14 protein-coding genes and 3 pseudogenes are annotated in these 19,841 nt (G+C 58.7%); 11 read left to right on the top strand and 6 right to left on the bottom strand.

Going from position 1 to position 19,841, the window contains the following annotated elements; all coding sequences use genetic code 11:
* The first annotated feature begins 656 nt into the window (after window positions 1-656).
* A complete protein-coding gene (locus HAP48_RS11015) occupies window positions 657-854 on the top strand; it encodes a hypothetical protein (RefSeq protein WP_166071913.1) in 198 nt (65 codons plus the stop codon).
* 200 nt (window positions 855-1,054) lie between these two features.
* On the opposite strand, the pseudogene HAP48_RS51060 reads toward HAP48_RS11015, so the two are convergent.
* From HAP48_RS51060 to HAP48_RS11005, 3 genes and pseudogenes are all read right to left on the bottom strand, one after another.
* Window positions 1,055-1,497: pseudogene (locus HAP48_RS51060) on the bottom strand (transposase); the annotation flags it as partial.
* Window positions 1,498-1,557: 60 nt separating this feature from the next.
* Window positions 1,558-1,716: pseudogene (locus tag HAP48_RS51055) on the bottom strand (transposase); the annotation flags it as partial.
* Window positions 1,717-1,965: 249 nt separating this feature from the next.
* Window positions 1,966-3,300: an IS1182 family transposase gene (locus HAP48_RS11005; protein ID WP_166213762.1), complete on the bottom strand. Its 1,335-nt coding sequence runs from the start codon at window positions 3,298-3,300 to the stop codon at window positions 1,966-1,968.
* Window positions 3,301-3,357: 57 nt separating this feature from the next.
* Here HAP48_RS11005 and HAP48_RS11000 point away from each other — a divergent pair.
* The 5 genes and pseudogenes from HAP48_RS11000 to HAP48_RS10980 form a co-directional block, all read left to right on the top strand.
* Window positions 3,358-3,930, top strand: a pseudogene (locus HAP48_RS11000) (cation diffusion facilitator family transporter); the annotation flags it as partial.
* Window positions 3,931-4,181: 251 nt separating this feature from the next.
* The gene (locus HAP48_RS10995) at window positions 4,182-4,505 is read left to right on the top strand and encodes a hypothetical protein (protein WP_029079118.1); all 324 of its coding nucleotides are present in this window, start codon (window positions 4,182-4,184) and stop codon (window positions 4,503-4,505) included.
* A gap of 54 nt (window positions 4,506-4,559) precedes the next feature.
* Entirely contained in the window at window positions 4,560-5,834 is a 1,275-nt protein-coding gene (gene ihpA / locus HAP48_RS10990; RefSeq protein WP_166213764.1) for a divalent metal ion exporter subunit IhpA, read from the top strand.
* Complete coding sequence (gene ihpB / locus HAP48_RS10985; RefSeq protein WP_029079116.1) at window positions 5,831-6,808, top strand: divalent metal ion exporter adaptor subunit IhpB; 978 nt, start codon at window positions 5,831-5,833, stop codon at window positions 6,806-6,808. The genes ihpA and ihpB overlap by 4 nt, the downstream gene beginning before the upstream one ends.
* A 30-nt stretch (window positions 6,809-6,838) precedes the next feature.
* The gene (locus tag HAP48_RS10980; protein ID WP_166213765.1) at window positions 6,839-10,018 is read left to right on the top strand and encodes an efflux RND transporter permease subunit; all 3,180 of its coding nucleotides are present in this window, start codon (window positions 6,839-6,841) and stop codon (window positions 10,016-10,018) included.
* Window positions 10,019-10,074: 56 nt separating this feature from the next.
* Here HAP48_RS10980 and HAP48_RS10975 read toward each other — a convergent pair whose 3' ends face one another.
* Both HAP48_RS10975 and HAP48_RS10970 read right to left on the bottom strand, forming a co-directional pair.
* Window positions 10,075-10,617 carry a hypothetical protein gene (locus tag HAP48_RS10975; protein WP_166213766.1) on the bottom strand — a complete coding sequence of 181 codons (543 nt, stop codon included), beginning with the start codon at window positions 10,615-10,617 and terminating at the stop codon, window positions 10,075-10,077.
* A gap of 3 nt (window positions 10,618-10,620) precedes the next feature.
* Window positions 10,621-11,622, bottom strand: a complete 1,002-nt coding sequence (locus HAP48_RS10970) for an AAA family ATPase (protein ID WP_029079114.1) — start codon at window positions 11,620-11,622, stop codon at window positions 10,621-10,623.
* Between the two features lie 318 nt (window positions 11,623-11,940).
* On the opposite strand from HAP48_RS10970, the gene HAP48_RS10965 reads away from it, so the two are divergent.
* From HAP48_RS10965 to HAP48_RS10945, 5 genes are all read left to right on the top strand, one after another.
* Window positions 11,941-14,370, top strand: coding sequence for a type IA DNA topoisomerase (locus HAP48_RS10965; protein ID WP_166213767.1), 2,430 nt, complete (start codon window positions 11,941-11,943; stop codon window positions 14,368-14,370).
* 338 nt (window positions 14,371-14,708) lie between these two features.
* Window positions 14,709-15,728, top strand: coding sequence for a tyrosine-type recombinase/integrase (locus HAP48_RS10960; protein ID WP_234622358.1), 1,020 nt, complete (start codon window positions 14,709-14,711; stop codon window positions 15,726-15,728).
* On the top strand, window positions 15,725-16,624 hold the full coding sequence (locus HAP48_RS10955; RefSeq protein WP_166213769.1) for a hypothetical protein: 900 nt from the start codon (window positions 15,725-15,727) through the stop codon (window positions 16,622-16,624). Before HAP48_RS10960 ends, HAP48_RS10955 begins: the two co-directional genes overlap by 4 nt.
* A gap of 140 nt (window positions 16,625-16,764) precedes the next feature.
* Window positions 16,765-16,995 (top strand): hypothetical protein, encoded by a 231-nt coding sequence (locus tag HAP48_RS10950; protein ID WP_166213770.1) that lies wholly within the window; start codon window positions 16,765-16,767, stop codon window positions 16,993-16,995.
* Window positions 16,996-17,106: 111 nt separating this feature from the next.
* Window positions 17,107-18,807: an ATP-binding protein gene (locus HAP48_RS10945; protein WP_166213771.1), complete on the top strand. Its 1,701-nt coding sequence runs from the start codon at window positions 17,107-17,109 to the stop codon at window positions 18,805-18,807.
* A gap of 541 nt (window positions 18,808-19,348) precedes the next feature.
* On the opposite strand, the gene HAP48_RS10940 is transcribed toward HAP48_RS10945, so the two are convergent.
* Complete coding sequence (locus HAP48_RS10940; RefSeq protein ID WP_166213772.1) at window positions 19,349-19,828, bottom strand: hypothetical protein; 480 nt, start codon at window positions 19,826-19,828, stop codon at window positions 19,349-19,351.
* Between the last annotated feature and the right edge of the window lie 13 nt (window positions 19,829-19,841).

Here is a 19,841-nt window from a genome sequence, read left to right as displayed (position 1 = left end):
GGCTTGTGCCAGGGGAGTCGAGACGCAGGACGCCACGTCCGCTCCGGGTCCGGGCCCGCAACGCTCTGTTCGAGCAAATGCCCCCCCCTGCTTCGGCCCATTCCGTGAAAAGAGTGGCAGCATTTTGATTTCGATGCTCCGTCGCGATGACGGGTGCCTATGCGAGCCCGCGTTGGATAGGAATCCGTTCGGCGAAGGTTCTGGGCGATGCTGGCGAGGGATAATCTCATGACGCGCAACGTTTGGCTTGCAATTCAAAGCGGTCGAGAATGCGATCGAGCTGCGCCAGCAAGGTGTTGCTCTTCTTGTGGAACTGGCGTGAGGTGCGTCCCTGCCATGATCGTGCGATCTCGGTGGCTTGCCGCGCGCGCCAGATCGAGCACGATAGCTCCACAAATGCTTGTGGTACCACTGAGCCTTCAACGCGCAACAGTCGCCGTCGCGCTTGCTGACGTGGCCAAGTGTTTTGGCGCCATGATTTACCAGAGCTCCGATCGCAGTAATGACCTTGCCGGCACAGCGGTTGTCCTCACTTGCGTGGTCATGGATGAAGCCGCCAAGGGGGCTCGATCTTAGTCAGCTTTTCGCAAGCTGCCCCTGCTAGCATGAAGCGGATAGGTCATCTCGCGGCGACGCCGCTATCCGGGTGTTACGACATGAACGCAGCCGATATTAATGCAACAGCGCCGCAGGTTGGCGCCCCCTCCGATACCGCCGAGAGCGGCGGCGATGACACGCGTGCAGCGCTACTGCGCCGAGCATTCGAAAAGGCTCTCGTTTCCGTCGCCACGCAAGTCATAAGCGATTCCCAGTCGGATATGGATGAGGCCATGAGCGAGCTTGATGATGGGTGAGCCGATGCTCGGCGCCACATAGAGATACAGCCCGCGTGGTGATCGAATCGAAGACGTGCCAAGTGAGACTTGGCACATGCCACCAGTTAGATGCGCATTCAATGATCTCAGATCCGAGCTGCGAGCGGGTCCGCGAATCCGAATGCACCTGGATCTTTTTGGCAGCGGGCTGCTGCGATTTCCTTTTAACGTCCCTAGTCCTACTGCGTCACAAACGATGATCTGTCTAGTGGTCGAACTTGATCGCACAACAAGGACATCTCGACAGCGTTCGGACGAGCCCATGTTCGAGGCGCCGTCGCATCGTCGCGATCGAATTTGGAATGTGACGTTGGGTCCGCAGCGCCAAATCCGCGGGGTCTGTAATCTGCGGGAATGCGATCGAGCAGGATCGGCCGGGCGTGCCGAGTGCCTGAGGGGGAATCGTCTCCCGCTCGGAGATCACGAATCCGTAGGCTGCGATGCACATTGTTGCGTGATGATGAAAGCCGCGCCAGCCGCGTCCCTCGAAGTGGCCGAGCCCGACCTCCTGCTTGAGTTCCTGATAGTCGCGTTCGATGCGCCAGCGCAATTTAGCCGTCTCAACGAGAGTCCGGAATGCCACATCCTCCGGCAATGTCGAGAGCCAGTATTTGGTAGGCTGGTCCTCTGGAAATCCGGTATCGTCGATGATCCAGGCTTCGATGGGGCCCTGGCGTTCAATCGCCGGCAGGACCATCTCACGTACCTTGCCCAGCACCTTCTCATCCGACCAGGCGCCGCTGCCGACGAAATGCAGCAGCGATTGATGCTGGGCGGCCGTCCGTTCCGGAGCTGTCACCGCCGCCATCGGCTCCACGCTCTTGCGACCGCCACAGGCCATCAGGCCGACCCAATAGTCGCGCAGCGGCGCCTTCCGATCAGCATGACCGATGACACTGGCAAGCCCTTCCAAATACGTCGCAAATCGCTTCTCGCTCGTCTTGGTGCCACGCCCGCTCATGTCGGCCTCTCGACTGATGGTCCGTGCTTCATCCATCGCTGATTCTGGCCGGCGGTTTTGTGACTCAGTCAGACTAGGAGCCCGTCCAGATATGTTTTCGTGACGGGCATTTGTTGTAGAGTAGCAGGCTCAGGCTGCGTTTGCGAGGTTGAACAGCTTGAGGAGGTTATGGACGGTGCAGATCATTGTCCACTCGGCGCGCACTTTCTCGATGCCCCGCAACAGGAACTGGCGGAAGCCTCTTGCCTGTTTGATCTGTCCGAACACCGGCTCCGCCACTTGCTTTCGCAATCGGTAGGGTGTTTCGAAGCCGCCATCGTCGATCTTCTTTCGCATGGCCTGTGTCAGCGGGCCGCCGACTTTTCCGTTCGCTACTGTCGGGTGCTTGGCGCGTCCGGGCGCGACATAGCCATCGATGCTGCGTGTGTCGAGCGCTTCGAGATTGGCTTCGCTGCAGTAGCCGGAATCCGCTGAGGCCTGCCGCGGCTTGCGGCCAAGATTGCTCTCGATGGCCTCGATCAGGGGCACCAACTGGCCCTGATCGCTGCCGTGCTGGGTCAGTTCTTGCGCGACAATGATCTGGGCATGTGCATCGACGGCCGCCTGGGCATTATAGGCCTGAACGAAGCCATCCTTCGACTTCATGATGCGGCTTTCCGGATCGGTGAAGTTGCGTTGCGCCTTGGGATTGGGTTCCTCCGATGGCAGCGCCGCCGGTTTGCCCGGCTTCTTGCGGCCTTCGGCCTGGCGCTGCTGTTCCTTTTCGGCCTCGATGCGGCGCTCTTCCTCCGCCGCCAGTTTGGCGTCCGCTTCCAGCGCCGCCATCGCTTGCTGGATCTTCGCCAGCCGTTTCTGCTTGTCGACGGTCCAGTCCGGCAGTTCGTCGCTGTTGCCGAAAGTCTCATCCTCCGAGGCATCCGCCGCCTCGGCGGCCGCCAGCATGCGAGCGACCTCGGCCTTCAATTCCGCCTCGCGCTTCTTCATGCGCTCATAACTCATCGCCTTGTGTTTCGACGCGTTCGCCTTGATCTTCGTACCATCCAGCGCGACATGACCGAGCTTGACCAGCCCGGCCGTCTCGCACAACTTCAGAACCTGCACGAATAGCGCGCCGAGCGCCTTCAAATGTCGCTTGCGAAAGTCGCTGATCGTCCGAAAATCCGGCGCATCCAGCGCCACGATCATCACAAAATCGTTCCGCTCCCGGCAGGCCTTGGCAATCCGACGCGACGAATACAGCCCACTCGCATAGCTATGCAGCAGCAGCGCCACCATCATCCGCGGATCAAACGGCGGCTGCCCAAGCCCGCTCACATAGCTGCCCATGATCTCCCTGAGATCGAGGCTCTCCCGCACCAGATCAACCATAAACCGCGAGACATGGCCTTTCGGCACGAAGTCCTGCACATTCGGCGGCAGAAGCAGCGTCTGATCGATGTTCCAAGGCCGAAAATACTCGCTCATCGCCCAATGTTGAATCAGACCCGACCAGATTTGAACAGCGACTATCCAGACAAGCTCCTAGAGGCGCCTTGGGTGGGCCTTGCGGTGAACGGCGTGGCGGGTTTCATCAACGCTGGATGGTCATGGCTTTTGATCCGTCGAGGGCGGCAGCTTAGATCACCGGCTCTCGTCGCCGATGGGCGCCATCTTTTCACGGACGTGCTTTCTTCGGTTGGGGTGCTGGGTGGAGTAGGGATTGCGGCGATTTCCGGTTGGGCCGTTCTTGATCCTGCGCTGGCAGCGGCGGTTGCCTTGAATATTTTGTGGTCCGGCTGGGGTCTCATGTGGGAGTCGGTCAGCGGGTTAATGGATGAAGCAGTCGCACCCGAGACATTGGTACGAATTAGAGAGATCATTTTGGCCGAGGCGAAGGGCGCGATTGAAGCACATGATCTACGGACCCGACATGCCGGCCGCATGACGTTTGTTGACTTCCATCTTGTCGTCGACGGCAGCACCACTGTTTCAACCGCGCATGACATTTGCGATCGGCTTGAAAAGGCGATTAAGGAGGAAATTGGCGAATCGCTGATAACCATTCACGTTGAACCCGGCAACAAGGCTGAGCATTCTGGCGTCATGACCTTTTGAAGGTCCTCGCAAATGAAAATCGTTCGCACGTTCGAGTGAAATAATTCATATTGGAGTGTGGTCTCGCTTCGAAAGGGATGGCGTTGGTGTGGGATCGCTGCTAATCGTCGGCGTCCTCGTTATGCTGCAGCGCGGTCGACGCCATCGATTGCGCATGTTACTCTTAGACACCGACTTCGTGAGTCCCCCGCAAAGTGAAATCCAGATCGAGCCAGTTCAGAAATCTGCATCCGCGCAGCTCTGGCGCTGTCGTGGCATTTCTTATTGCGCTCGTCTGTCTTCTGGCGGGGGCGTTGCATCAGTTGCGCGATCTCCAAGTGAATGAGGCAATGGTTCGGCCGACCGCTGTGGAATCGTTGATCACAAACATCGGCTCCTCGGGAAAGATCGAGATATCCCGAGCAAACGTCGTCGCGGAGCATGACAAAGACGATAGTTTCTCCGTGAAAACGCTTGAGCAGATGTTTGTGTTGGCTCTCGTCAAGCCTCCATCGATTTTGCTTAGGGAGCCGCGGACTTCTCACCCGGACTCGCTGGCTGCGATCGAAACCCCTCCGCCAAGATACCTGACCTGACCACACTTCGCCGGGCTTTCGGGCCCGTATGTTGTCGTTCATCAGGTTGTCTCCATGTTGTTGATTCGTGCCGCCACGCGGTTCGCGTGCGCGTCGGTATTGCTTGTTGGCCCCTGGCTGACGGGCATGTCCCATTCCCAGTCGTTATCCCTTCAGACGGCGCTGCAGCGCGCGTTGGCCGCGAACCCTCGGCTGACCGCGGCGGAGCGCGACGTCGGCATCGCATCCGGCCAGAGTATCCAGGCCGGCGCGCTCATCAATCCGGAACTGTCGTACGAACAGGACAATTCCTTTGGTTCAGGTCGTTACCGCGGTACGCGATCGGCGGAGACGACACTGCAGATCAGTCAGCTCTTCGAACTGTTCGGCAAGCGTGATGCGCGCATCGCCGCTGGCAGAGCGGCGCTTGACACGGCCACCATCCAGCGCAAGGCGGTGCGGCTGGAAGTTCTCTCCGAAACGGCCATCGCATTCCTGGGCGTGCTCGGTATTCAACGTCGCATCCAAATCCTCGACGAGCACGTCACCGCTATCGACCGGCTGACGCCGTTGCTGCAGCGACGGGTCGACGCCGGCGCATCCTCGCCGGCCGAGACCGGCCGGGCTCAGGTCGCTTCCGATTTGGTGAAAGCCGACCGGGAGCGGGTCCGCGCAGTGCTCGCGAGTGCGCGCCGCGAACTCGCGGTGATCATGGGCGACACATCGCCCAAATACTCCGCCGTATCCGGAAGGCTTGAGGCAGTGGGACGGCCGTCGTCGTTCCAGTCTGTCGTCGCCGCGATCGACGCCAACCCTCAATTGGTGCGATGGACCGCGGTGTACGCGCAACGCAACGCTGAACTTCTGATGGCGCGCCTCAGGCCCTATCCGGACGTGCGGCTGAGCGCCGGCTGGCGGCATTTCAACGACGCCGGCGACGACGCCGTGCGCTTGGGCGTTTCGATCCCCATCCCGGTGTTCGACCAAAACCAGGGCTACGTCATCTCCGCCGAACAGAGCCTGGAGAAGACCCGTGCAGAACGAGAAGCAAACCGCGCCGCATTGATCGTTCTTGCCGGCCGCGCCTACGATTCGCTGCAGGGTGCGCAGCGCGAACTTGCGATCCTGCGCGATTCCACGATCCCGAAATCGCGCCAGGCGGCGGATGCAATCTTCGAAGGATATGCGCAAGGACGCTTCAGCCTGCTGGAGGTCCTCGACGCGCAGGCCAGCGTAGCGCAGGCGCGACTGCGAGAGCAGGAAGCGCAGCAAAACTTCCACATCGCCGTCGCCACTATTGAGGGGCTTGTCGGCAATCCATTCGCACTCGCGCGGGAGAGCGCACGATGAAAAAGACTTTTAGAATTTTGACCGTCGGCCTGTCGGTCGCCGTCTTCGGTTTTGTCGGATTCAAGGTGCTTTCGCCAGCCGCCAAGACTGGCTTGGCGAAGACGCCGGACCAAAGGACGAGGATGGCAGAGGGTCGTGCGGAGCCGGATGAGCACGGCGCGGACCGCGTCTTCATCAGTGACGCCAAATTGGCCGCGGGCGGCGTAGCCTTGGGCGCCGCGGGAAGTGCCGTGCTCAGCGAGACGCTGCACCTCAACGGCATGCTGCGGGCGAACCAGGAATCCGTCGTGCAGGTCACACCTCGGTTTCCTGGCGTCGTGCGCGACATCCGCAAGCGAATCGGCGACGCCGTGGTCAAGGGCGACCAACTCGCCTCGATCGAGAGCAACCAGAGTCTTACCGCATATGATCTCAAGGCGCCCATCAGCGGCACGATCATTGAGAGGCAAATATCGCTCGGCGAGTACGCATCCGAGCAGAAGCCGGCTTTCGTGGTCGCGGACCTGTCGACGATCTGGGTGGATCTTTCGGTGTACCGTCACGATTTCAAGCGCGTCCGTATCGGCGATGAAGTCCTGATTGATCCGGATGATGGTGGGGAGAATATAAAGGCGACGATCTCTTACGTCTCACCGGTCGGCGCGAGTGACACACAGACCGCCCTCGCGCGCGCCGTCCTCACCAATCCGGACGGCCGGCTCCGGCCGGGGCTGTTCGTGACGGCGCGACTCGTCTTGGCGAAACGCAATGCACCGGTAGCCGTCCGCGTCGGCGCGATCCAAACGCTCGAGAGCAAGACAATCGTGTTCGTGCGCGAAGGTGACAAGATCGAAGCCCGGCCGGTGCTGATCGGCGAGTCCGATGCTCAACATGCCGAGGTGAAATCAGGACTTTCCGAGGGCGAACGATACGTGGCCGAGAACAGCTTCGTCGCGAAGGCCGAAATGTACAAGGGTGGAGCTGCCGGTGAGTAAGTGTATCGTCATGCAACGAGGTGACCTGAGATGAACTTGGTTCTATCGTTCTCCCTCAGACATCGTTGGCTCGTGATGCTCTTTGTCTTCGGGCTGGTCGCGCTCGGAGTCTGGAAGTTCACGAACCTCCCGATCGATGCGGTCCCGGACATCACCAACGTCCAGGTCCAGATCAACACGAGTGCTCCCGGGTATTCGCCGCTGGAGACCGAGCAACGCATCACGTTTCCAGTGGAGACGGCGATGGGCGGCCTGCCCAAGCTCGAGTATACGCGCTCAACGTCGCGCTATGGGCTCAGTCAGGTGATCGTGGTCTTCAACGAGGGCACCGACATCTACTTCGCGCGACAGCTTGTCAATGAACGCATACAGCAGGTGAAGGACCAGCTTCCGGCGGGCGTCGATACGACGATGGGGCCGATTTCCACCGGCTTAGGCGAGATCTACAGCTACACCGTGGAGGCGAAACCGGGCGCCCGCGCGCCGGATGGGCGAGAATACACCGCGACCGAATTGCGGACGGTTCAGGACTGGGTCATCAAACCGCAGATGCGGACGGTGCCGGGCGTCATCGAGGTCAACTCGGTCGGCGGTTTCGACCGTCAGTTTCACGTGCTTCCGGATCCGGGGCGGCTGATCGCCTATAAGCTCGGCTTCAGGGATGTGATGAGAGCGCTGGCGGAAAACAACGCCAACGTCGGTGCCGGTTACATCGAGCGGAACGGCGAGCAGTATCTCGTCCGCACGCCGGGTCAGGTCGCCAACAAGGAGGAGATCCGCGACATCGTGATCGGCTCCCGCGGAGGCATTCCCGTCCGCATCCGAGACGTCGCGGAAGTGAAGGAAGGCCCCAACCTCCGCACGGGTGCGGCTACGGTCGACGGCGAGGAAACGGTGCTCGGCACGACGCTGCTTCTGGCCGGGGAAAACAGCCAGACCGTCGCGCAGCGCGTCGCGGCGAAACTGGCCGAAGTGTCGAAACTGCTTCCCGAGGGGATCATTGCGCGGACAGTCTACGACCGGACCAAGCTCGTCGAGGCGACGGTCGCAACCGTCGAGAAAAATCTCATCGAAGGGGCGACTCTGGTCGTCGTCGTACTCTTCCTGATCCTGGGCAATCTCCGCGCTGCGATCGTCACCGCGTGTGTCATCCCGCTCGCGATGCTGATGACGATCACCGGCATGGTCGAGGCGAAAATCAGCGCGAATCTGATGAGTCTCGGCGCCATTGACTTCGGCATCATCATTGATGGAGCGGTCATCATCGTGGAGAACTGCCTGCGGCTTCTCGCCGAGGAACAGCACAGGCGCGGACGACTGCTGTCCCTCCCGGAGAGGTTGACGGCGATCAGGGAAGGCTCGCACGAAGTCATCAAACCCAGTCTGTTCGGCACCATGATCATCGCGGTCGTCTACCTGCCGGTCCTGACGCTGACCGGCGTGGAGGGCAAGATGTTCACGCCCATGGCGCTGACCGTGTTGATGGCGCTTGCGGGAGCGGCGTTGCTTTCGGTCACGTTTGTCCCGGCAGCAGTCGCCCTGGTGGTGACCGGAAAGGTCTCTGAGCATGAAAACGCCTTCATGCGCATAGCAAAGCGGATCTACCTGCCGCTGCTGGCCGGGGCAATCCGGTTCCGCCGGACGGTTGCGCTCGTTGCCGTTGTCATCGTTATCGCGAGCGGGGCTGCGGCGACGCGGATGGGATTCGAATTCATTCCAAGCCTCGACGAGGGCGACCTCGCCATCACCGCTACCCGGATTCCCGGAACGAGCCTGACGCAGTCGCTGGACATGCAGGCAGCGCTCGAGCGCCGCGTGAAGCAGATACCGGAAGTGGAAACCTTCTTCACGCGCACCGGCACCGCCGAGGTCGCGACCGACCCGATGCCCCCTTCGACATCGGATGGTTTTGTGATGCTGAAGCCGCGCGCGGAGTGGCCTGATCCGTCCAAGCCGAAGTCCAAATTGGTCGACGAGATCGAGCGCGCCGCACAGGAGATACCCGGCAGCAACTACGAGTTTTCGCAGCCGATCCAGATGCGGTTCAACGAGCTGATCTCGGGCGTGAGAAGCGACGTCGGCATCAAGATCTTTGGAGACGATCTGGAGACCCTGCTGCAGTCGGCCCGCCAGGTGCAGGCCGCGGTCCAGAACATTCCCGGCGCCACCGACGTGAAGACCGAGCAGAGCGGCGGACTGCCGGTGCTGACCGTCAAGCTCGACCGGCAGGCGCTGTCGCGCTACGGGCTCAGCGTCGGCGACGTCCAAAACCTCGTGGAGATCGCCATCGGAGGAAAAAGCGTCGGGAAGCTGTTCGAGGGAGACCGCCGCTTCAACATCATGGTGCGTCTGCCCGAACACCTGCGTGGCAATCTCGAGGCCATCCGGACGATACCGATTCCACTCCCTCCCGTGGAAGACGCACTCCAAGGCGCAATTCGAACGTCCTTGATGAGTCCTGCCGCCGGTCAAATGCGGTACGTGCCGCTTTCATCGGTGGCCACAATCGATGCAGCTCCGGGGCCGAACCAGATCAGCCGGGAAAACGGAAAGCGAAGGATTGTCGTGACGGCGAACGTTCGCGACCGCGATCTGGGGGCGTTCGTTTCGGAGTCGCAGCAGGCGGTTACCGAGAAGGTCAAGCTGCCGTCCGGCTACTGGATCGTATGGGGAGGACAGTTCGAACAGCTCGTCTCCGCGACCAAGCGGCTGACGATCGTCGTACCCATTGCGCTTCTGCTTGTTTTCCTGCTGCTGTTCATGAGCATGGGATCGGTGGCAGATGCGCTGCTCGTGTTCAGCGGCGTACCGCTCGCCTTGACCGGCGGTATCGCCGCGCTGTTGCTGCGTGGAATCCCACTGTCGATTAGCGCCGGCGTCGGATTCATCGCCTTGTCAGGGGTGGCTGTACTCAACGGCCTTGTGATCATCGCGTTCATTGATCGTCTCCGCTCCGAAGGCAGATCGCTGCTCGAGGCGGTAGAGCATGGCGCCGCCGCGCGGTTGAGACCCGTCCTCATGACCGCGCTCGTCGCGTCGCTCGGCTTCGTGCCGATGGCTATTGCGACGGGCGCCGGCGCAGAAGTTCAGCGGCCGCTGGCAACCGTAGTGATTGGCGGCATCATTTCGTCGACGATACTCACCCTTCTGGTTCTACCAGCGCTGTACGCTCTCTTCCGGAGAGAAGCGGCGAGCAAGGAAAGCTTGTAATGACACGCTTCGTTCTTTTCTGCGCGGCCTTGCTGTTCGCTGCGCTCGCCATCGGCTCAACGCAGGCGGTAGCACTCGCTTCGATGTCCGCCGATCGCGAGGTATGGAGCCCGGCCCGAATCGACGCCCTTCCTCCGGAATTGCGCTGTGCGAATAGCCTCGATAGACTCCACCTTCTTTTTGTTCGGAGGATTGTTTCCTACTTTGCTCAGCGGCCCGCTTAGATAGTCGTTGAGAATTTCTTCAAGAACCGGACGTGCATGATCAGGAATATACAGCGCGATCACGCGGTCATTTGCTTCGGTCGTTTTGACCGCGCCGGTGCGTATATCTTGCGTTTTCATGTCGAGCACGTCAGGCGGCGTGCCCCGCTTCAATTCAACTTCGACGAATGTGCCGGTGGGCGGCTCTAGGCGCGTATCCGTCGGTTTGACGGCGTCAGCTGCCGCGAGTGCAACACGCAGTTCATTTTGAACACGTTGACCATGCGCGGCACGTTCACGAACAGCACCTGAACCGCCTCCTTGCTCGCCGACATAGCCTTGCGAAGTCGCAAATGCGATTATGTCAATGTGGGGTAGGTTGAAACGCGACGGCATACATTACGAACCTTCTGTGTCCATAAAGGCCGTTCGCATGGCGTGACGCTCTTGGAGACGGTCAACAAGGTCTTCCGTGGTGAGCTGCTTTCGCTCATCCAATATCGCCGTCTTCACAGCATCGTCTGCCGCTCTGACAATTTCTGATTGGCTTAAGCCCTCAGCCGCATGAATGATATGTTTCCACGCCGGACGGACCACTTTCATCGGAATGACGTTGGCCGTGATGAGCGTTTTGATCTGTGCTGAGGTCGGCGCGTCAAACTCCAGAACTTGGTCGTAACGGCGCAACAAGGCCCGGTCGAGGAGTGACGGATGATTGGTCGAGCAAATGATAACGCTATCGGTCGAGTTACCTTCCTCCATAAACTGAAGGAAAGAATTCAGAACGCGTCGCATTTCGGCTACGTCATTCGTGGCCGTTCGTTGACCGCCGACCGCATCAAACTCGTCGAACAGGTAAACACCGCGGCGCTTGGCGGTCTCATCAAAAATAAAGCGCAGCTTCGCGGCCGTCTCACCCATATAACGCGTTATCATCCCTTCAAGGCGGATAATGAACAGCGGAAGGTGAAGCTCACCCGCCAAAGCCTCGGCAGACATCGTCTTCCCTGAGCCGGGTGGCCCCACAAACAGGACGCGCCGATTAGGAGTTTTGCCATGTTCGCGCAACCAGTCACGTTTGCGCTGCTGACGTAAAACATCGCTAAAGCGGCCCAGCAAGCGGTCGCCTAAAACAACATCCTTCAGCTTGTAACGTGGGTCGCGCATTTCAAGCAGCCCCTCTAGACTGCCACGCGGACTTGCAAACGGAATCGCGACCGACGCCCCCCGCGAATTGCGCGAGCGCGCTTTGTCGATTTCAGTTCGCATCTCTTGTGCGGTGTCGCGCCGGCCTTGCCGAGCTTCTGAAGCTGCGATCTGAAGCGCGATGGAAAAGAACCCATCTTCATCACCCTCAGCACGGCTTCTCAACATAGCTAGAATCTGCTTGGCGCTCGACACGATAGATCCTCTCTACACGAATCGTACTACAGCCGCGCCCATCCGCGAACGCTTTTTTGATGCGTCATCCTCCGTTGTGTATGACCTGCGGTTAAGGGCGTTATACAGACGGCGATGCTGGACCGCTTCATCGCCGTTGTCTTCGCGTTCGGTTGTGAAGAACGAGCGCAAGCAGTCCCCCTGGATGCCGTCCGCCGACACGCGCCGTAAATAACCTCCAAGCAGGGCACTATCAGGAGTTGGATTAATTGTAGCTTGCTCTTCTGTGTGTTCATGGTATGTTCCAGGCGTTAAATGCACCCTCCCAATTAGGCCGTCATGGCAGATCAGATCGTCATCACGGAGAAAACCAGCCAGGCCAAAGACGTCCGCGCCGCAATTGGTTCTCGCTACGGTGATGTTCTTCCAGCTGAGGGCCATTTGTTCGATCTCCTCGAACCGGAGGATGTTGTTCCGGCCTGGAAGCGATGGTCGCCGATACTTTTACGGCCTGAAGGTCTTTACGGTACCTGCCCGGCAGAGGGCGGTAACAAAGCGGCCAAGCTCAAGGCCATTCGCGAGGCGTTGCGCACTGCCAAGCGCGTTTGGCTTGCAACCGATTGCGACCGCGAGGGTCAGCTGATCGGTCAGGAAATTCTTGAGCATTACGATTATCGCGGCCAGGTGATGCGAGTGCTGTTCACCGCGCAGGATTCGCAGACCATCCGCGACGCATTCGGTCGCGCAAAACCCAATACCGAATACTCTCGCCTATACGCCGCCGCGGTTGCGCGCCGACAGGCCGATCAGATTTACAACCTGTCGCTCACTCGCACCGCAACCGTCATCCTTGGACAAGGCGCGCGAAGAGTGATTGGAGTTGGTCGTGTGAAGACGCCGACATTAGCCATTGTATGCAAGCGTGAATTGGAAATCCGAAACTTCGTGCCGCTGGCCTATTTTGAGATTGTCGCCACCGCGAAAGTTGCGGGCGGGCAATTCCAGATGCGGCACGCGCCGCAGGACCGAATTGTTAAGCGCGAGATCGCCCAGGACGTAGTCAAAGCGGCTGAAGGTTTCGAGGGCGCGCTTACCGTGCGCGTCGAGGATAAGCGGCAAGGGCCACCCAAGCTGCATGATTTGCCTTCGCTGCAGAAACTCTGCGGCTCGCGCTTCGGCTGGTCGGCCAGCAAAACGCTCGAAGTGGCGCAGGAGCTGTATGACGGCCAAGGCAAGAAGATCATCACCTATCCTCGTGCCGAAGTGCGCTACCTGCCGCAGAGCTTGATATCGGATGTGCCGCGTATCATCGCCGGACTGCGAGTGGGCCAATCGTTCGGAGCGATCCCTGTACCCGATCCGCCGGTGATTCGTAGAGGCGCGAGCGGCACCTTCTACGACAAGGGGCTGGAGGGTGCGAGCCATCATGCCGTCATTCCCAACGTCAACACCATCGACAAGCTGCCGGAGGTCTGGCCTCGCCTATCGTCTGACGAGAAGAAACTCTTTGACGTTATCGCAAGGGCATACCTGGCCGCCCTGATGCCCGACTTCCGTTACCGGCAGACAACCGCAACGCTCGATGTGCGCGGCTTCGAATTCCGCGCAGCCGGTCGTCAGCCCATTGATCTCGGCTGGCGAGCAGCATTCCCGGAGTGGCAACCCGCCGACGAAAAGGGCGATGAGGCGCAGATGCTGCCGCCGCTGCGCGACGGCGAGATGGCGCAACTGCAAGATCCAAAAATCGAGAACAAGGAGACCCGACCGCCGCCGCGCTACAACGAAGGCACTCTAATCGAGGCGATGCAGAATGCATGGCGTTTTGTTGACAACGAGGTTCTGCGAGATCGCTTGAAGGAAGCAAAGGGTATCGGTACGCCTGCAACCCGGGCCGAGATTATCGGAGGTCTGAAGAAGCAGGGTTTTCTGACTCCCCAGGGGAAGAATATCGTGCCGACCGAGACTGGTCTGTCGTTGTTCGGCGTTCTCAAACAAGCCGATCCGGCGCTAGTCGATCCTGGTGTGACCGCGCAACTTGAATGCCTGCTCGACGACGTCGTTGTAGGCAAACAGGAGATGGTCGGCGCGATTGACGCCGTATGCGATGTCGCCGAGCGCATTATCAGCAAGCTGAAGGAGGGGGCTACCGCGGTGGGACCTCCCTTGCTTGGCAGTGCAGGGGACAATGGCACAGGAACGTATCCACCGACGCCTGCGATGAAACGCTTTGCTGACAGCCTCGTCTGGCAAAAGGGCATCAAACCACCGCTCGGCTATAAGACGTCGATATCGATCTGCCGCAAATTCCTTAGCGAACACGCGTCTAAAAGGTCAGACGGCGAAACGGCCGGTAAGCTCGACCCCAAACCGGTAAGTCCTGCACAATTGTTGTACGCCAAGAAGCTGGCGCAGGGGAAAGGTCTCATTATCCCCGATGATGCGAGGTCCAACTCGGTCGCGATGTCCGCATGGATTGAAATGAATCGAGGCAAAAAACGCCGCAAGCCCAGTCGCAAGACCTTCAACAGAGCGGCAGGGTCGGTTGCATCCCAGGCTGCGCCGCTGAAGAGGTCTCGAAAGCAAAACGTTGACGCCGATGCCTATTCGACGGCTCCCGTGTCAGCAAACTCAAGCAGGACGCCGCTGCGGATTCCATATGGCAACAAGGAAATCGCTCTGAAGCTCGGTGCCCGCTACGGATCAGGGGGATGGTATGCCCCACCCGGGACTGATCTTTCTGCCTTCGACGAACGGGGGTGGCTGGTTTAGGTGGCGGGACCGAGATGACCGGACAAGGTTAGACGAATCTGGGATAACTCATTGATCCTCGTGGGCGGATTAGACAGCTAAAGATTCTCCATCACACTGAATCTATTGGTGAAAAATGAGCCTGAAAATCGCAGTGTCGGTGGTTCGATCCCGCCCCTGGGCACCATGACCGCTTCCGCGGCCTTCCATCTCTCTCCGTAGATCAACTATAATCCCTTCAATAATCTAGCGTTTTTGTCCGCAGTTATCCGCGGACGTCCGCGTCAAAGCGCGAGCTTTGTTGGTATCGACGTTGGTACTTGTGAAGCCGAGCTGTTGGTAGATTGGGGAGAATTAGCTTGCCAATATCGGACACGACTTGTCGCACGACTAAACTTCGCGAGAAGGCTTATAAGCTTGCCCGCTCAAACACCTTCAGCATCGTAAGTGCCGAGCTCTTGGAGAAATTCAAGCTTGAGGGCGATGATACAAAAACTCTTCATAAGAAGAAGTGGCTGTTGGATTTCATCGTCGCCGATCTGGGTGACAGGCCAATAGCTGAAATTAAGGCGCCGGAGCTGCTCGACGCTCTGCGCAAGATTGAACGTCGTGGCCGCCATGACACAGCTCGGCGCGCTCGAAGTCTTGCCGGCCGCGTATTCAAATATGCGATCGCCACTGGAAGGGCAGAACGAGATCCCTCTATCGACTTGGCTGGAGCCCTCGTGTCACCCAGGGTGCAACATCGGGCAGCAATTACAGACCCGAAAGCTGTCGGGGCGCTCCTGAGAGCTATCGATGAACTCGACGGTCAGATGACGACCAGAATGGCACTTAAGCTCATCTCGCTTACGTTCGTTCGTCCAGGCGAGCTACGATACGCTGAATGGTCGGAGTTCGACCTGCCCAATGCAGTGTGGAACATTCCCGCCGAGAAAATGAAGCTGCCTCGGCCGCATCGTGTGCCGCTAGCGCGCCAAGCTATCGCTCTAATATCAGACCTACGCGAACTAACGGGCAGCTCAAAGTATCTCTTCCCGCAAATTCGTTCTTGGCACCGCCCAATTTCTGACGGGACGTTGAATGCCGCGTTGCGCCGACTTGGTTACGACAAAACGCAGATGACCGCGCATGGCTTCCGGTCGACCGCATCCACACTCCTTAACGAGAGTGCTCGATGGCATGTTGATGCCATCGAACGGCAACTCGCACATCAAGAAGAGAATGAGACGCGAGCAGCCTACAATCATGCAGAGCTCTGGGCCGTCCGCGTTCAAATGATGAACTGGTGGGCAGATTTCTTAGACGAATTGCGTGACAAGGGACGCCTTCACGCTGTGGACGGGACCACAGCGAATATTGCGGGCCCGCTATCGTGAAGAAGACGAAACCTCACAATTCGCTCGGGCCGGGTCCATTCCCTCTGCATCGTGGCCCCTTCCTCTTTGCGCCAAGGTTTTTGTCAAAGGGAGATTGGTTCCGAGAGTTCAAAGCGCTGATCAAAGAGACGGCTAGGAATTTGCGTATTGAAGCCCGTGTCCACGATAAAGGTTATGCAGATCGGATGGCTTTGATCGAATTTGATTGTTGTGAAGTGGCAGTCGACGGAATCGGCGGGCTCTTCTACCTCTGCGAACGGGGCTACCACGACCAAGAGGATTTTGTGCCAAAAGTTTGGGGCGGCTTGCTTGCGCCTCCTGATCGATTCCTAGAAAAACTTACAGACCGACAGGTAGCTAGTTTTCTGAAGAGTGGTCACGAGGAAATTAATACTTTTTGTAACGCGCTAATCAGAAAAATGAAGATGAGCTTCCAGCGAGCACTGCAGGAGGGGATTGCGGTGGTCACCTGTCATCTGGGAGGCTTGAATTCCCCGCGAGAACCCTTGGACTATCGACTTCTCCGGCGCATGAAAATTAAGCCGATCAATCGTGAGTCGTACCTTGATGAAGATCTCGAGCTCGACGATGCGCTGACTGAAGACGGGCACCGTGTGTACGAACTTGGAGTTTCGCCGTCAACCATAAGCGGAACCAGTGCAGCAACGCAAAAAACAGGACCTTCCAAGGCAGGCCGGCGACGACAGTTCGATCGAGATGAAATAAAGCGCATCATGAACGAACTAATAAAACAGCGTGGGCATCCGCGCTCTGACCGTCCGAATTGGACGGTTGCCACCTTTCTCGAGGGGGTGAAGAGCCGAATGAGCGGCGATGTTCCTGCCTCCAGATGGCTTAGAAAATTATACAATGAACTAATCCTCAATCAAAAATGAGAAAATAATCAGATGGTTGTCCAAATGAATTAATTCCGAGATCGTCGCGAATTAGCGCAGCAGGGGACGACGAGTTCTCGATTACTGATTTAGACCTCGCGGATTGAACCGCACTTCTGCGGATCGAGACGGAGGTAATCTTGGATCAGCTTTCTTACGAAGAATTTGTGCGCGCACACAAACTTGGGCCGCTGGTCGACATCAAGACAGCGTGTCAGATCGCGAGCGTAGGTCACAGTCGCTTTTACGAACTCGCCAAAGAAGGGGCTTTCATTCTCATTCCAAATGGGAGCCGGCGCAATGTCACAGCTCAAAACCTTCACCAATACTACCTCGCTCTAATCGCGGCCGCTAGTATTGAGGTGGTCTAGATGGCGACCTACGGCGTCCATGGGACCGCCGAACTGCTGGACCAGAGACTTGCGCTTTCGTGGCTTGGGCCGAGAAGCGCGCCGCCACGCCAGCGGACTTTGCATGCCACGATGGATTGGAGCTACAACCTTCTGTCCGAAATCGAGCGTACCGCTCTACGCCGGTTAGCCGTGTTCGTTGGACACTTCACGCTCGATGCCGTAACTGCCGTCTGTGGACACGATGTCAGCCGGAACGATATCCTGAACACGATCGACAGCCTCATCGCCAAATCGATGGTCGCAACGCGCCCTGTCGGAACGGTGATGAGCTATCGTCTCCTGGATACCACGCGCGCCTACGCTCTCGACATCCAGATCGACGAAACCGAAGCCTTTGATCTTGCCGTAAGGCACGCGACCTATTGCGTCGGATGGCTTCGGCAATGGGGGCGCAACTGGTCGACGCTGTCAAGCGGGCAGGAACGGACGTACCATTTCGCGAAAATGAACAATGTGCGGGCGGCGCTCGAATGGTGCTTTGGCGAACACGGCAATGCCAGGCTTGGCATCCGGCTCGCCGCTGCTGCAGTCGAAGTCTTTCTGGCAATGTCCCTGCTTGCGGAGTGTCACCGCTGGTCTCAACGTGCGCTCATTGCACTCGATGCCGAGACCGTCGGAAGTCCGGACGAAATGCGCCTTCAGGCGGGCTTGGGCGTCTGGTCGTCCCAGATGTACGGCGAGAGCGATGCTGTCAATGACGCCCTGAACAGAAGCCTAGCCATTGCTGAATCGACCGGGGACATGGTCTACGAGGCCGGGCTGCTCAACATGCAGTACATCTTCCATGGTCGAAGCGGGCATTTCAGGATTTTACTTGAATACGCCGAGCGCTGCCGCGGTCTCGCCGAGCGGTCGGACGATCTTGCGATCAGGGCGCTGGCTCACTCCGCTCGCGGAATGGCGTTGCAGTTTTCGGGAGATCTCGGTGGTTCGCGTGGCGAGCTCGAAGCTGTGACTGAAATTATTCTGAATTCGCAGCAGAGCTCGGTGCTCCTCGGCTACGATCCACATTACCGATCGATCGTCGCCCTGGCGCGGACGCTGTGGCTGCAAGGCTACCCGGACCAGGCGTCTGCTCGCATCAAGCAAGCGATCGAGGTATCTGAAGCCACGGGTCATTCGGCTGCTCTGGCGTTGGTGCTGGCCGGCGCTACAACTGTTTCGCTCTGGCGCGGCGACCTCGACTCCGCGCAGCGCTACATCGATCGCTCCTATTCGCTGGCCGAAGCAAATGCCATGGGTCCTCTGATGGCAATCAGTCGGTGCCGCAAGGCCGAGCTTACAATCCGTCGTGGCAATGTAAGGCAAGGCGTCGATGATTTGCGAGCCGGCCTTAAGCCCATTCACGCGGCGCGGCACGAGCTTCTCACGACCGAGTTCAACATGGAGCTTGCCTTGGGTCTTCTTGCACTCGGTCAGGCGGAAACCGGCCTGAATATCGTCAATGAGACGATAGTTCGGGTGGAAGGAAGTGGCGAGTTGTTCCAGATGCCGGAGTTACTACGTATAAAGGGCGCGCTCCTTCGCTCGACGCAATCAATTCATGACGAAGCGGAGCGCTGCTTCCGAGAAGCGCTCAAGCTTGCGCGCATGCAGGGCTCTGGTTCTTTTGAGCTCCGCACGGCAACCGATCTTGCGGCACTGCTGGCCGATCGCAGACGTCGTAAGGAAGCGAAGGAGACGCTTCAGCCGGTCTACGGCCGCTTCACCGAAGGGTTTGAGACAGCGGATCTCCAGGCCGCGGCAGAATTGATGCGCTCGTTGGGCTGATATGGGCCAACCGAACAAGATAAAGAGCATGATTTGCCTTCGAAATCTGGGGTGTGATGGACGACGGGAATTCGAAGGGTAGCGGGGCGCCATCAAGGAAACTTAGTTTCCTCGATGAGCTTCGGATGGACCAAACCGGTAACAAAATTACCCATTAATCGGGCATGCTGTTTGTATGCCGCCGGAGCGGAAATACGGGTCTGCTGAGCTCCTCTATATCGTTTAAGGGGGCGCCCTCTCCTCCGACTGTATCTCAGGCGCGCCAGCTGAGCTGACGAGTTCCAAGGCTAGGTGACCCGCCGATGACTCTTATTCGTCGGTCCATGGGGCTGAGATAGCTTAGGCGCCATTTCGGCCAGATTATTCCACTTCGTTGCCGCGGGTCGGCGCCCCAATGATCGGATAAAAGCTTGATCTCAAATGACTTCGGACTCAACCGCTCTGCCAAATACCAGCAGAACTACCAACTACTAGAACGCTTTTCACTCGCTGCCCATCGCGGGCTGAAGCGCCGAGAGCCCATGCTTCAGTGGTTCTTCCGCTATTCATCATGAGGCGAATGCCTGAGCTTAGCGGTTGCCAACTTCGTGACCTCGATCGCTTTAGGCAGCGGACGCCCTGAATGGTCAAAGATCGACACGGAAAATCTCTTGCGCACTGGGTCGGCGTTTGGTGCCGGGGCCACCACTTGAACCGCGGCGAGCTTCGGTGATTGATACTGCGCGAGATCCTTCGCGGTCGCGACCGCCAGCCTGGCGTACTTTTCGAAATATGGCTCGCGACCATCAGCTTTCCAAAGCGTCAGTTCTCCGGGCGATGTGCCGGTTGGTTGATGTGCTGCCGCTAGCCCCGTAAAGAGTTCAACGAAATCCTGCAGCACCTCCTTCGCGAGCCTTCTCCCGTTCAAGGTCGCTTCGTTTACGATGCGCTCGGCGACCAAGGCGCGCTCGATCGTCGCTTTGTTTAAGCTTCCTTTGCCGCGGCCGCCGCGTCGTTCCCCTGGCCTCGCACCGCGCGACATTTCCTTTTCCCTA

It is taken from the genome of Bradyrhizobium septentrionale, assembly GCF_011516645.4.
In the GTDB taxonomy this organism is placed as follows: Bacteria; Pseudomonadota; Alphaproteobacteria; order Rhizobiales; family Xanthobacteraceae; genus Bradyrhizobium; species Bradyrhizobium septentrionale.
Note: the sequence above shows the minus strand (reverse complement) of the source record. Positions and strands in the feature narration are given on the sequence as shown.

Coding starts and splice junctions, on each gene's coding strand:
- ihpA (WP_166213764.1), top strand. CDS start 4,560: ATGTTGTTGATTCGTGCCGCCACGCGGTTCGCGTGCGCGTCGGTATTG.
- HAP48_RS10940 (WP_166213772.1), bottom strand. CDS start 19,828: ATGTCGCGCGGTGCGAGGCCAGGGGAACGACGCGGCGGCCGCGGCAAA.
- ihpB (WP_029079116.1), top strand. CDS start 5,831: ATGAAAAAGACTTTTAGAATTTTGACCGTCGGCCTGTCGGTCGCCGTC.
- HAP48_RS10980 (WP_166213765.1), top strand. CDS start 6,839: ATGAACTTGGTTCTATCGTTCTCCCTCAGACATCGTTGGCTCGTGATG.
- HAP48_RS10975 (WP_166213766.1), bottom strand. CDS start 10,617: ATGCCGTCGCGTTTCAACCTACCCCACATTGACATAATCGCATTTGCG.
- HAP48_RS11015 (WP_166071913.1), top strand. CDS start 657: ATGAACGCAGCCGATATTAATGCAACAGCGCCGCAGGTTGGCGCCCCC.
- HAP48_RS10945 (WP_166213771.1), top strand. CDS start 17,107: ATGGATTGGAGCTACAACCTTCTGTCCGAAATCGAGCGTACCGCTCTA.
- HAP48_RS11005 (WP_166213762.1), bottom strand. CDS start 3,300: ATGAGCGAGTATTTTCGGCCTTGGAACATCGATCAGACGCTGCTTCTG.
- HAP48_RS10965 (WP_166213767.1), top strand. CDS start 11,941: ATGGCAGATCAGATCGTCATCACGGAGAAAACCAGCCAGGCCAAAGAC.